The sequence below is a fragment of the Maribacter sp. TH_r10 genome (assembly GCF_033101095.1).
Classification (GTDB): domain Bacteria; phylum Bacteroidota; class Bacteroidia; order Flavobacteriales; family Flavobacteriaceae; genus Maribacter_A; species Maribacter_A luteus.
This window is the reverse complement of record NZ_JAWMPY010000002.1, coordinates 933,754-948,479: the sequence shown is the minus strand read 5'-3', so window position 1 is coordinate 948,479 and position 14,726 is coordinate 933,754. Positions and strand designations below refer to the sequence as shown.

9 protein-coding genes are annotated in these 14,726 nt (G+C 37.4%); all 9 read right to left on the bottom strand.

Features of this window, described 5'->3' with window-relative positions; genetic code table 11:
* Positions 1 to 74: 74 nt before the first annotated feature.
* A complete protein-coding gene (locus tag R3X28_RS19365; RefSeq protein WP_154367028.1) occupies positions 75 to 263 on the bottom strand; it encodes a helix-turn-helix domain-containing protein in 189 nt (62 codons plus the stop codon).
* A gap of 328 nt (positions 264 to 591) precedes the next feature.
* Positions 592 to 2,037 (bottom strand): sulfatase, encoded by a 1,446-nt coding sequence (locus tag R3X28_RS09350; RefSeq protein WP_317664064.1) that lies wholly within the window; start codon positions 2,035 to 2,037, stop codon positions 592 to 594.
* A gap of 134 nt (positions 2,038 to 2,171) precedes the next feature.
* Positions 2,172 to 3,602, bottom strand: a complete 1,431-nt coding sequence (locus tag R3X28_RS09345) for a sulfatase (protein WP_317664063.1) — start codon at positions 3,600 to 3,602, stop codon at positions 2,172 to 2,174.
* 15 nt (positions 3,603 to 3,617) lie between these two features.
* Positions 3,618 to 5,114, bottom strand: a complete 1,497-nt coding sequence (locus tag R3X28_RS09340) for a sulfatase (protein ID WP_317664062.1) — start codon at positions 5,112 to 5,114, stop codon at positions 3,618 to 3,620.
* Between the two features lie 10 nt (positions 5,115 to 5,124).
* Positions 5,125 to 6,825, bottom strand: coding sequence for a sulfatase-like hydrolase/transferase (locus tag R3X28_RS09335; RefSeq protein WP_317664061.1), 1,701 nt, complete (start codon positions 6,823 to 6,825; stop codon positions 5,125 to 5,127).
* 37 nt (positions 6,826 to 6,862) lie between these two features.
* Positions 6,863 to 8,350, bottom strand: coding sequence for a sulfatase (locus tag R3X28_RS09330; protein WP_317664060.1), 1,488 nt, complete (start codon positions 8,348 to 8,350; stop codon positions 6,863 to 6,865).
* Complete coding sequence (locus tag R3X28_RS09325) at positions 8,347 to 10,635, bottom strand: glycosyl hydrolase (protein ID WP_317664059.1); 2,289 nt, start codon at positions 10,633 to 10,635, stop codon at positions 8,347 to 8,349. Before R3X28_RS09325 ends, R3X28_RS09330 begins: the two co-directional genes overlap by 4 nt.
* Positions 10,636 to 10,644: 9 nt before the next feature.
* The gene (locus R3X28_RS09320) at positions 10,645 to 13,152 is read right to left on the bottom strand and encodes a hypothetical protein (protein ID WP_317664058.1); all 2,508 of its coding nucleotides are present in this window, start codon (positions 13,150 to 13,152) and stop codon (positions 10,645 to 10,647) included.
* A gap of 36 nt (positions 13,153 to 13,188) precedes the next feature.
* The gene (locus R3X28_RS09315) at positions 13,189 to 14,715 is read right to left on the bottom strand and encodes a hypothetical protein (RefSeq protein ID WP_317664057.1); all 1,527 of its coding nucleotides are present in this window, start codon (positions 14,713 to 14,715) and stop codon (positions 13,189 to 13,191) included.
* Between the last annotated feature and the right edge of the window lie 11 nt (positions 14,716 to 14,726).

Below are 14,726 nucleotides of genomic sequence, written 5' to 3'. Positions count from 1 at the left end.
CTTTTTATTATGAGCTTGCATTGTTTGATGAAAACTTAGTGGCATATTCCGTAAGGGTTAACCCATACTTTTAATTAATACATTGTCTGAAATATTTCGGCCTTTTTAAAACCTACTTTATAATCCACTTTCGTAATGCTTAGCTTACCTATTTCGAGGAGGTTCGAGGCATGTTTAAGTCTTATTTCCTGTATGGATACTTTCGGGGTAAAATTGGTCAATGCTTTTGTCTTTGTGAATAACGTAGCGCGACTTATACCCAACTATTCACAGAATATACTAATATCGAACAGTTCGTTAGATAGGTTGTCTTCAACGATTTAAAGTCTATTTTCAACAAATCTTCGTCCAATGTGGTTAATGTAGCATCAATTTCCAAAATGCTATCCTTAGATGAGAATTTGTCTTTTAGACCTCTTTTGGATTCTAGGATATTATTTATTCTGAATTTGAATTCTTTTAAGTTGAAAGGCTTGCTTATATAGTCTAACGAAAAATCTAAAAAAGCAAAAATAGTATCGATTTAATTGCCAAATACAGATTTAGTTCATTAAATCGATACTAGGTATAATACAATTTATGATTGGTTTTTTAGTTGTAGAACGAATTGCGATTTCTTGGAAATCGTATTTCCAATAATTGTTTCATTCGTTCCTCAATTTGAATGTACTTGTCCTGACCTGCAAAATTCTCTGTGGCGACCCGATTGGCTTCTTTGTTCCAATACAATTCAACAGCCTTGGTTTCTTGGGTATCACTATCTCGCCATTCTGTATAACGCCACTCACCATCCGTTACCGTACAACCCATGGTTTTTCTACCTCTTGGGTATAAGCTATAAGCCGCATGATTCCATTCCATTTTAGGGTTGTTAAGCAATGGCAATAAACTTTTTCCATCCAATTTGGGCATTTTTAGCCCACAGGCTTCAATTAGGGTGGGGAATAAGTCAACATTTTCAACTAAGGCTTCTGAAATTTGACCGTATTCGGGACTTCCGCTAAAATTGTTGCTTATAATTAAGGGAACGCGAACATCCAACTCAAAGTTAGTATGCTTGCACCATGCTCCATACTCGCCTATTTTATAACCATGATCGCTCATAAAAACTACTAGGGTGTTCTTTCTTAGGTCTAAACTGTCTAGCATGGACATTATTTTACCTACTTGCGCATCCATATAACTAATAGATGCATAATAGCCATGTATTAAATCCCTTGTAAGTTCATCGTCCAAAAGCCCCTCTTTTGGAATACCATAATAGGCACGTAGTTCGTTCCAATTCGTAAGCGCATTGGCGTACATGTTTTTGGGCTTCTTCCTTGATGGAACCTTGAACATTTCCTTATCGTAAAGATCCCAGTATTTTTTGGGAGCATTAAAGGGTAGGTGCGGTTTAGTAAGCCCAATAAACATTACAAAATTATCGTTCTTAAGCTCTTTTAAGGTTTCCAAGGCATGTTGGGTTGCACGTCCGTCTTTATAACCTTCATCCATCACTTCGGCTTTTTCAAAGGCAGGACCCCTTGTGTTTTTACGACCTTCTTTTTTGAATTGTTCAATAAGATCTAAGTTTTTTTGCGCAGCCCAGGAATTCGGTTCTTTTTGGAAAAAATTAGTCCAACTTTCCATATCGTCCCTACCATGATGATAAACTTTACCAACACTTACGGTCTTATAACCGTTCTCTTTAAAATATTGAGGCAATGTCAACATATCTTTTTGTACTGATCTCAAAGGTGTAAACAAATCATAAATACCTACTGTTTCTGGGCGTAAACCAGTAAGTATACTTATACGTGAAGGAGCGCATATACCTTGCTGGCTATATGCACCATTGAATAATGTGCCTTCACTGGCCAACTTATCAATATTGGGGCTTTTGACCATTTCATTTCCATAACACCCCAATTCTGTCCTTAAATCATCGACAAGGAAAACGACAACATTTTGTTTTTCTTGGCCCATTAGGTTGTTTAGGCCGAACCATACAAAAAGAAGGTATCCTATAAATGTTTTTTTTCTGATTATTTTCATTATTAATGTTATTTTTTGCTTTGTATATATTTGTTAAATCCTCTAAAAAAATTCAAGAGTGCACATAATTCTTGCTGAACTACAAGCTTTAACTTCTTAACAGGTAGTTATGGTCATATTATACTGGTTATAACTCATTGATTTAAAAAATCTTCACCCCATTTAATTCTTAAATCCTTGGCTAATTGATTTATGGTATCTTGATACTCAGGTTTCTTAGCTAAATTGCGTAATTCTAAAGGATCGGTGGTATGGTCAAATAGCATACGGGCGTACGCAACACCGTCGTCTTTTGTCCATTCTGTATAAAACAGATCACCTTTAATTAAGGTGACCGCATCTTTGAATTTACTGACGGCCCAGTCTTTTTCTGGAGTCTCCCCATTTAAAATAGGGACAAAACTCTGGCCGTCAAGCGTTTTTGGGCTTTCTATACCTATAAGCTCGACCAAACTTGGGTAAATATCGATATATTCTATAATAGCATCGGTTTTCTGACCTTTGGTTTTTCCTGGGACTTTTATTATCAATGGCGCTTTTAACGCTGTTTCAAAAGTGACATGCTTACACCACAACTTGTGGTCTCCCAAATTCCAACCATGATCTCCCCATAAAATTATTATAGTATCTTCTTCTAACTCCAAGCGTTTCAATTCATCCAAGACCAGACCAATTTGCGCATCAACATAACTTACACAGGCATAATAACCATGAATCAATTCTTTGGCAAGATCATCAGGAACATCACCTTGCTTAGGAATGTTTCCATAATTACGTAATTCTCCAAAATTATGGAAGGCTTCTTTTGGGGTAGATTCCGGTTGTAAATAACTTTCGGGCAATTCAATTTTTGACCTGTCATACAAATCCCAATATTTTTTGGGTGCATTGAATGGTAAATGTGGTTTCATGAAACCTAAGGCTAAAAAGAAAGGTTTGTTCTTGTTTTTCAGTTTTTTTAAATCCGCTATCCCTTTTTGGGCGATCTTACCATCAAAATATGCGGTATCTTCCACTTCTGCCATTTCAAAAGCAGTGGCTCCTGCCACAGCTAGATTAGCGTTGCCATTATCTTTAATGTTTTCCTCTAATTGATAGTTACGAATATTACCCTCTGGAAACCATATGGAATTCCAAGAAGAAACGTTGTCTTTTCCATTATGATAAACTTTTCCGTTGGCAATCGTGGTGTAGCCATTTTGTTTTAAGAGTTTTGGTAAAGAAATGGCATCAGGGACATCAATATCAGCTCTTGTACTATAATCTATAAAACGATGCCTAGTTGGGCGCATTCCGGAAAGTAAACTCGCTCTTGAAGCTCCACATACCGGGACATTGCAATAGGCCCGATTGAATACCAAACTTTGATCGGCCAATTTATCCAAGTTTGGTGATTGGATATGTTTGGATCCGTAAAAATTGAGTTCGGGCCTTAAATCATCAACAGCAATGAACAAAATGTTCCTAGGTTTTTTTTCTTGTGTGACCTTGGTTATCCCTTTTTGATTTTTACAAGATAAAAGAAGCATGGATAGGCCCAATGCGTATAATAAGGATTTATTCATTTTAAAAATGTTATTTTACCAATGTTCAATAATTATATAATCTCCTTCGTGTAAGGTATTTTTAAGGGAGTCTGCTATTTTTCTTCTTGGGGTGTCTTGGTCCAGTTTAAACCCTTTTTTTCCTTTTGGGGTTATTATTGGCATGTTGCCTGTGGACTCACTCAAGAAATCATCTTGGGCTTCCATCCAACTAAATAAATCTTTTTTCAATTTTTTTTTGACAGATTGTAATTCTGGGTTCTGGGTCAAATTATTTTGCTCAAATGGGTCACTCTCCAAATCGTACAATTCCTCAAGAGGTTCATCTTTAAAGGCATTAGCCCCTCTTTTAATAAAGTAATCTACATTGGGTTTTCCTGTTAGATTTTGTTCAACTACTTCCAAAGAATTAAAGTTTCGGATGTATTTATATCGATTGTCACGAATCATTCTTGAAGGGAAAACCTCAGAATTTAAAATATTTTGGTTGGTTCTTACTCCATATACGTATTTATTTATTTGAACATCATTTCCTTGTAGAAGTCGTAAGAAACTATTACCATCCATACCCTCCGTGGCCTTACCACCTGCGATCTCGATAAATGTTGGTAAAACGTCTGTATAATGAATCAACTGATTTGATGTAGTCCCAGGCTTAATTACTTTTGGCCAACGTGCTACAAATGGCACTTTTAAACCGATGTCTTTGACCGTAAACTTTCCGGAGACACCATGATCTGCACTATAAATAAATAGTGTATTGTCATCTAAGTACCTATCTACTAAGTCTAACACATTTTCTATTTGCGTATTATCTTCTTCAATACTTCGGTAATAACCTGCTTTAGATTTTACATATTCTGGATTATCCTTTTTATTTATATTAAAAGGATAAAATTTAATATCGTCGACATTCGGGTTTTCAACATCAAAATACTTCCCATGAGGATATTTTGATGTGATGAACATACAAAACGGTTTTTTTGATGTTTTGAAATAACTTTCTATACTATCCAAAGGAATATAATACCTTGGAACATTCTTTTTGGGCACTGGTTCCCATTCTTTATCCCAATCATAAACACTCGAAGGTTTTACATGGCTTTTCCCTGCAAGAAGAACATCGTAACCTAATTTTTGCATTCGTGTGGTTACACTCTCTATTTTTGATTTTGTAGAGGTATGATTTGCAAAACATCCATTTTTAAGAGGGTAATCACCCGTAAAAAGTTGGGATCTACTGGGAGCACAAATGGCCTGCGCTGTAAAGGCATTTTTAAACAACATTCCTTCTTTGGCAAGTTGGTCTACCGCAGACGTATTTACTTTTTCATTGCCATAACAGCCATAATCATATACATCTTGATCGTCAGCTAGATAGAAAATGATATTTGGCCGATGGCTTTGGATGTCAACATTTTCTACTTTAACAATATCCTGCCTTTTTGAATCAGAACGATTATTGCCCAAACACCCTTTAAGCAATATAGCGATAAAGCTTATAGGGATTAAAATTAAATGACTTTTTTTCATTTTACTATTTTCAATTGTTGTATTTTAAAACTCCATTACCTTTTGGATAGGGTACTTTCCCACCATTTTCAACCCAAGTTCCAGTAGGTGCGTTATTAGCTTTTAGCCACGCTAACATTTCAGTATTCATATTTAAAGCAATTTCCAAATTTTTTGAAGTTGGATTCTTTAAAAGATTTGTTTTTTCTGATATATCTTTATTCAAGTGGTACATTGTAAATTCTTCCGTTTCATAAAAATAAAAGAGCTTATAATAATCATCTCCAAAACGTTTTTGGATAACTGTTGAAGGGGAAAAACGTTCATCCATGTATCCAGGAAGGTGCCAAAATAAGTTGGTTCTTGACAAACGTGTTTCTTCACCTGTAAGAATGCCTGTAAAAGAAACACCGTCATATTGAGGTTTACTACCATCTTTTTTTTTCAGTTCAGAAATATCTGCTCCTGCAAAATCTGCCAGTGTAGGTAGAAAATCTATGGAATGTACCGCTTGGCTGGTTATTGTATTTTCTGGAATTATATCTGGATAACAAACAATTAAGGGAACTCTAATACCACCTTCATTCAAATGGCCCTTTATACCTGTAAGCGGATCGTTTCTGTAAATGCCCCCATTATCGGAATAAAATATAAAAAGGGTATTGTTGGTAATATCATCGGAAAAATCACCATCGCCATTAGGATCTTTTAAAGCTCTATTTATTTTTCCAACGTTTTGATCCAAGAGCTCGATCATCGAAGCATATTCCGAAATACGCTTGCTTAAACCTCTTTTTAGATATTTTTGAGTTAGATCTTTTCGTCCTACGACATTGGAATGTACGGCATGAAATGGGACATATAAAAAGAAAGGCCTTTCATCATTCGCTTTTTCTTTAATATAATCTACTGAAAAATCGCCAATAGCATCTGTAAGGTGTTTAGGGGTTGCTTTCAAAAGTGACAACTCACTTTGGGTATTGCATGGCTTAAGGACCCCATCTATATACTCTTGGTCATAAGGCTTTGCGTACTTATCAACATATTCTGAGCCAAAAGTCCATCCTACGTTATCGGAATTTAATGCTAAATAGTAGGACTTTGTCTTTTCTCCCTGAACAAAACCAGTAATGATATGATGAATGTCTGCAGGTAAATCAATACCGTAGTCGCCTTTTAAAGGATGTGGCGTACCATGGCTTTTACCAACAAAGGCGGTTTGGTAACCTTGCGATTTAAAGACATCGAATATATTGATTCCGTCTTCCGAAATTACTTTTTGTTGCTTAAACGGTTTTATAGGTAAATTAGGGAACCCTTGTGTTCTTTGGTCTTGTCTGTTTAAGGACCCTACGTTATATACCTGATTATCGATTCCTGTAGGATACTGACCACTGATAAGCGAAGCTCTAGTGGGGGCGCAGTTTTGATTGGTGTAGGCATTGGTAAAAGATATCCCTTGGGATGCTAATTTATCTATTTGGGGTGTTTCATAAATCTTGGATCCTCTATTGCCATTTGTATTACCAGTGCTAACATCTACCCAACCTAAATCGTCGGCAAAAAGAAATACAATGTTTGGTTTTTTATTATAATTCTTATTTCTTTCCAAGGTCCCTGTTTTACAGCCGAACATTAGAATCGCGGTACAAATGAACATTGGGAATTTTGAAAATCCCTTGTTGTTGAGTATATTCTGATGACCATAGAAAAAGGATGTTGTTATATGCATAACCGATAACTTTTAATGGCTTTCTTCATTTGGATTATTATTCTAACACAGGCTTTGGAGATTGTACCACACCTTTACCATTATCAAACTCCCAATAAGGAATGGCGGGTTTTTTCACATCAAATTTGTAATTGTACTTATTTAGGTAATAATCCCTGGATTTAATTTCATCGCCAATTTGAGTTAATTTTGCGTTCAAGGTACTATCTAACTTTTGTTGAAGTTTTTTAAACTTAGGCTTACCAAGTAGGTTGTTTTGCTGGTATGGGTCGCTAATATTATCAAAGAACATATTTGGCCCATCTGGTGTCTTGGAATATGTGTATTGTTTGGTTCTAATAGCTCTATATGGAGGATTTTTGTAACTACCTGCAAAAGGTGCAACATTCATGACCAAAGCAGCACGGTCGGCATTCGGATCAGGATTTTTCATTAATTCGGATAAATCTTCACCTTCAATACCTTCAGGAATTTTAATATTCGATAAACTTAATAGTGAGGGTAAAATATCAGGTGTATTAATAGGAGCATTTACCAATGATCCTTTTTGTTTGTTTATTCCTGGACATTTAATTAAAAAAGGCACACGTACTGATTCGTCCCAAGCCAACTGTTTTTGAAAAGGTCTTACATCATGGGCACCCATCATTTCACCATGGTCGGCCGAAAACACAATAATGGTATTGTCAGAAAGATTTAAAGAATCTATTTGTTTTAACAAAAGCCCAATGGCCTCATCAGTTGCAGTGGCATGTGCGTAGTAACCTTGCAATTCTTCTCTACTACGTTTTTCAAATTTTTTAGTAACATTTGGATTTAGGGTTAAAGAATCAGGTGGATACATATCCTTATACTTTTGAGGTGCGGTGTGGTGAGGAAAATGAGGTGTGGCAATAGATAATACTGCTAAAAACGGCGCAGCATCTTTCGCATGTTTCGCTAAATATTGATTGGCATCTTCAACAATAGCAAAAGGCGAATATTCGCCCCAACACTTTAATTCGGTATCATCATTATCATAATAAGGCATCTTATTGTAATCGTGCGAACATTCTAATGCTTTCCAATACTCAAAACCTTGACGTCTTTCCTTGGGAATATAAGCGGAACGGCCATGACCATCTAAATGCCATTTACCCCAATAAGCCGTGTTGTAACCTTCGGCTTTGTAAATTTCTGCCATGGTTAGTTCTTCAGAAGGTAAATACAGGTCATTTACGAACATTCCAGTCGTTGTTGGGAATTTACCGGTCAATAATGATGCTCTGTGCGGAGTACAAACAGGTAAAACCGATACCGCATTGGTAAAGTTTACCGCTGTTTTTTCAAAAGCATCCAAATTAGGTGTTTTAACATCTGGATTACCGGCATAACCGAAGGCAGAACTGCGCCATTGGTCCGTTAAGATGTAAACAATGTTCGGTTTTTCAGATTCTTTGATCGGTTCCTTTTTTACTTCTTCCTTGCAACTTAAAAGAGTAAAAAACACCCAAGCTAAAACGAATTTTTCTTTTCTTATTTTCATTTTGAATTTTGGTTTGAGACCCAAAAAGTAGTACTAACCGGTTTTAGGGTTAATGTACCTTTGGTAAATATGTTGTTATTTATTTTGAAATGGCTTGTGTTGTCCAAACGCATTATTTTTCCGGAATGTGGGTTGGCCTGGTATAAGTCTAGTTTGCCTTTTAGAGTTACCTCGGTTTCTATAAGATCGTCACTTGAATTGGAAAAGAAATAAATATCCTTGCCTTCCTTTATTTTATGGATGTAATTAAACTTACCCAACTCTGAAGATAGGACCGGTTTTGGTGAAAATTCAACATCGGAAACCACATGTGTTTTTAGGGCTTCGGATAAATTCTTTTCATTCGGGTTGGGAATATGAATAGCCTCGCCGCCCGAAGTATTGTCACTAACATGAATTTCGGTAATTGCACTAACTTCAGGGTTTATATTGAAAATTTCAAGGATCAATGCCTTGACTTTTTCATCCTGTCCCATTTCTGAAGATTTAAAAGGCAACTGTCCGGCAGAGATTACCAAACCACCTTTGTCGTAAAATTTCTTTATTTTCTCCAATGTTTTCAATGAGATAATTTTGCAACCGGTAAGTATGAGTGCATCGTACTTTTGCTTATTTTCATGATTGTTCAAGAGCACAGAACCATTAGCTATTTCATATTTACTATCCAAAAAGTACTCAGGATGTATAAAGGTGAAATCTTGTCGCAGGTCGTTGGTCAACAAACCACTGATTTCTTGGTAATTTGTTTCTGGGGAAATGAAAAAACCCTGTCGTGGATTTTTAGGATCTTCAAAACGGTACCAACCGGCCAATTCTTCAAAGGGATACAATACACCAATATTCGCTACCCGTTTCCCGCCTTGTAATAACATGCAAGACCTGCCTACGAAATTGGAATAATCGGGTAGGGCAGGAGCCAACTTTTCACTGTATGGGGAAACTAAAGGTGAAATGTAAACTTGATCGGGGTTATACCACATACCGTGAGGAATCACAAAATTCACGCCACGGGAGAAAAGGTCCATAGCAGATCTGTAAAGCATTAACGAATCAAATGTTTTTTCTTTATAAGCCCCGTATATTTCCGTGGCTACTACCGGTTTGTCATAATAATCTGCTGCCGAACTAATAAGTTTATGTCCGTTTTGTCCGAATTGATATCCAATGATGGCATCGGTCAAGGGAATAGCGGTATGCCTATAAAATTTAAAAATATCCGCATTCATATCAATTGGTGTTGGGTCATAATTTCCTGGTGGGTGCCCTGTATCTTTCAGTCCGTTTTTTTTTGTCCATTCCCCAACTAATTTGGGGAAACCTTCGGCCAGTAATTCTGCACGTGTATTGAAAAAGGCATGGCGTACAGCTTCTGTTTCCGAACCTATATTGTACCATAATGCGGGATACCATGGTTTTGGGTCATACCCGTTCAATTCCTCGAATTTATCATTGAAAAGACCTGTCCAGGTTCTTGGGTGTTTCCAAAAGCCTACATCATCGAAGAAGGTCATTTTAATGGTGTTACCAAAATAGGATCCAAAGTTCTCTTTATATACATCGTAGGTCATACTTATCATTTCCCTGACCGCTGTAGTGTCCATATAATCTACTACAGGAAATGCTTTATGATAACTATCCTTGACCAAGGTAAAGTACATGATTTTCCATGACCCTTTGGGTACTTTCCATACTAATATCCCATTCTTGATGTAATCGTTCAGTACAATTCGCTCCAAGGTCTTTGGGTTCATTGCAACTGTGGAAAGTAATTTGCCATTTGGTATCTTATCCTTGAAATTTGAAGGTCCATTTGCCAATTTTTCCACTTTATCTAAACGTTTCATGGTATGTTGGGGAAACAGTTCGCCCATTTTACCTCCTGCCATTCCACTAGGAAAATCGTTGTCATCGTATAAAATAACTTGCATATCCAATTCTTCAGCAGTATTTAGAACATCCTGAAAACGGTTTATATATTGGGGAGTAAGAAACTTAGGCATGGTACCGGGTTTCCCGTTTTTTTTTGGGGCTAAAGGCAGAACACTTATTCCTGAAAAACCAGCCAGTTCCTTGGCATCTTTCATTTGCTTTTGAATACCTTGGGTGGTGAGCTCGCCATTCATATGCCAAAAAGGCATGGGTTTATAGGCCGATGGTGGATTCTCAAAATCTTGTACAAAATTTGCAGATAGGACAGTGTTGTCTGATTGGCAAGAATTAAATAATAGGCCAAGTGATATAACAAGGATTGATTTCCAAATATGATGTTCATATGGTATAGCCATACAATAGTTTTATAGGTTTCTTAATATTCCTTTTTGTTCTTGGTTGGATCTCAGCTCCTGTGTATTGAACTTAAGTAGTTCACCTTGCCCTATGTAAAGGGTGACTTTGGAAGTGTTTTTAACGACGGTCTTACGTACAATCCCGAATCGCCCTTTGAAGTACAGGTTCAATTTATCATTTTTATAAATGGCATTGTCCCTGTCCTGTACAATGATAATGTCGGTTATAAGCGAATCTTCAACTTTGGATGTTACTACAGCACCGATTACCTTATCCTGATCCCATAAAGGATCCACTTTTTGCACACTGGTATTTTTTTTGGTGGACGGTTCAAAAATACCAATGTAGGGTCGGTCCCAAGCTTCGCCCTTTTGTCGAATGGCCAATACTTGGGTCTTTTTATTTATATACCCATTTTTTGCTTCACGAGTTGGAGGTGCCAAGGCTTTGGTATATTTCCTGGACACTCCTTCAGGTATAAAAAGATTCATGTATCGATCATCGTATTCAATGTCAAATCGAATTTTCATACCTTTCTTAGTGGCTTTTGTAGACTTTGTATTCTCATAATAACGCCAACCAGGAGATTTAACCACATCGCCAATATCGTTTTGGTAGCGATCGGTCTTTTTCAATGATAGCTTTCGATCATTAAAACCACTGATTTGGGTTTTGTCGCCAATGTTATGATAGACATAATCATGAAATTTATTTTCATCATTGGATTTAGAGCGAAACATATCAAAATAATATCCCGTAGTTGCACTAGTTCTTATAATACTTAAGGTACGTTCTTGTTTTACATTGTTTACGGTATCATCCAAGAATTGAGTGGCGAAATTGAACTCTTTGGATATTCTTTCTTCCAAATGCTTGGGTTCTGCGGCAATATTTACCGTTTTATTCTGCCAAACATTAGCCCCGCCCTTCCATGAACCTTCGTCCCGCCCATGTGACGTGCCGTTAACGACTACGGTGTTATTGCCTGCATATAACCTAAAATAATGTTCATGCAATGGTATTTTACGTTCCCTGACAGTAGGGGGGAGCCCGGCATTGGCAGACATTATGTAGCCTGCGCCGTATAACTCCATACTTATTCCTGTAAGGTGTGAGTGCACATAATGAGCCCCTCCAATGATACCACACAGTCCGTAAGCTTCATTGTTTTCTTCAACATAGTTACGTTGTACGGCAATACCTGCGTGGTCAACAATTACAGTGGCTTTGTTTAAATCAACAGAACCTTCAATTGTTTTGGGTATGGGTTGTCCCCAAAATAGCTGTAAGGGTTTGTAATTATTGAAGATATTGTCCGTAGCTATATTCGGATGGTAACCACCATTGGCCTCATATGAATTCTTAAGAGCAAGTTCCGCTTTCCGTTGTAGTTTTTTATATCCTTTTCTTGTCGCAAGGTTCAACGTATATCGATACAGATTACCTGTGCCGTCATTATAGCGTTTTGAGTCCCCGTAGCGGACGAAGGTTCTATTGGGGTGCCTTAAATAATCAAATAAAAAATTTCCCTCAAAAATATGTTGATAGTCGGCCGTTACCTCCATATCGGGTTTTATACGGTCAACGATGTTCAATACCATAGTGATAATGGGCATAAAACTATAGCTAAGTGATTCTGGCCAAATGCCTTGCCCTGAGAACATAGGTAATATGGTATGCTTGAACGAATTCTGGTGCGCTGTGCCCTTTTCCCAAAAAACCTGGAACAAACGCTCACGTTCCGTGTCATCTTCAATACATAAAATTCCGAACAGTGCTCCCGGTGCAGTAAGTATGGGGTGATTGGAAATTGTCTTGCCGTGTACATCTGGCTTTCCATACTCTTGTAAAACATTGCCAACCATATTGGCAATTGCTTTTTGAGCCTTGCTATTGTCAAAAGCAACTTGATGTCCTTTGGTTCTACTAAAAACTTTTACATTTTTCTGTTTTAAATAATCATAAATAAAATCATAGGCAACGGCAAATGGGGCGTAGGTGGTTCTGGGGTCAAAAAAAGCGTATCCGCAAATTGTTGTGGTTTTGGGTGTTTTAGGGGCCAAAACATCTATATATGCCCATAAGATATCGGCTGCAAACTGTGCATATTTTTCATCTTCCGTGAGGTAATAGAGTGCTCCGGCATTAGCGGCCAAAGACAATACTTTGTTATGTGCAGTGGCTAATGGGCCAGCTTCGCGTTCTTTGTTCTCATGGTCATTGGTTGCTAATGCAGGTATTTCATTTAAAATAGCTGACGGATTCGCTAAATGTATAAGTAAGATGCTATCTACGTGTTCATGTAGTTGGTCTACAATACTTTTGGCCCAATCATATTTTTCAATTTTTTCCAAAACCAGGCCTCTTTCATGCATGGTGGTATAAATTACCGGATGCTGTAAAGATTGTCCATTTACTGTAATCATTGTTAAAAAGAGAACAAACCTAATGATCTTGAGAAAGGCTTGGTTTATTGAAATACCTCTTTTAATATAGCGGATAATAGAATTTCCCATGTTTAATATGAAGTTTTAACCTAATAGCCGTTAATTTTAGTTTTTATCAATAAATTTTGATAATATCGTTTTAACATCTCTTACAGTCCCTGACTTAAGCCCCCCGTCTTTAGCACCGGTTATCCAGTACAATACCATTCCGGCATCTGAACAATCCCATTTTCCTTTTTGAAATTTGACTATATTATCGACCTCTGCGATTTTTCCTTGGATCCAGACCCATTGTATTCTTGGGTCTGGGTGGTTTTTTGCCCAATCCCATTTTTCAATTGGCACCTTTAAATTCACATTTTGATCGGGGATGCGGACTTCCTCTATCCCAAAATCCAAAATCTGTTGCCACGTATAATAATCACCGGAATCATCATTTGCAGGATGGTGTGTTATTACTTTAACATATTTATGTTTTGAATTATCAGAGGCCTCCAATGCAAATCCTATGATATCCGGCTCTCCGGCTTCAATGATCCAGAGTGGGTCATTTTCAGATGATGTGTTAATTGCTTTACTTAAATCATTGATGGTTTGTTTTTGTTGCCATTTAGCATCGAAGAAAGTCAAATCTTCAAAACCACCCCAACGCCTTGCCGTAACATCGCATGCGCTTTGCATTAAGGCGTGACGTTCTTTTTCTGCTGCTTCAGAAATCCTTTCTACCCTTTTTAAATCACAGCTATGGGAATAATGTACCAATCGCTTTTCTAGACCGGTAGCTCTTAGTAATGCAATAGAAACAGCTGTTCCACCTAGGTCATCCGGATCAGGGGAATTGCCATCTGCAACAATAGCAATACGGCCTATTGGAGGGTTGATTTTTGGTTGGCCTATCTCAGAACCTAGCCATGTTGAAGGCAACTCATTTTCGAGGTTTTCTGTTGGAAAGAAATTCCTGTTTTTGGTCAAAATAAACTTATCGAATTCAAAACCATCTTCGCGCATGCTAAATTGAATGTCATGGATTCCTTTTGCAGTAATATCCAAATAAATCTCATGGGGAATACCGCAATGATCCTCTTTAGTTCGCTGACGACTTGCCCAGGTCCATTGGTTTTTTCCTTCGCACCATTGCATACGTTGCCCATGGGCAGGCCATTCACCATTTATTCCTACATGTAAACCGTTATCCTCACTTCCAGTGCTAAACGCCCGTACCCAAACATAATAGCGCCCTGGGGTGTTTATTTTGACCTTATAGTGTACCACGGCCATTTCACCTGCCTTATTAGAAAAGTTTTCACCACGAATCAGTTCATCCCCATGGGTTACCCGAGAATCGGGTAAGAGTTCGATATATGTATTTCCACTAGCACTTTGACTATGGTTTTTATCATCATCCTGGCCAACAACAGGAGCATAATCCAAGGTGGTTCTATACCATTGGCGTTTGTTAGATTTACTTTGCTTGTAAAAGTCTTCTGCTTCGACAATAATAAGATCGTCCTGTTCAATGGTAATATATTGGTTATCGGCAATAGGAACATTTACTTCAGGTGATTGGGCATCTAGGGGTAGGGTAGATACCATCAAAAAAATAATAAGTGATAGGAATGATTTCATTCTCATTTTTGATTATT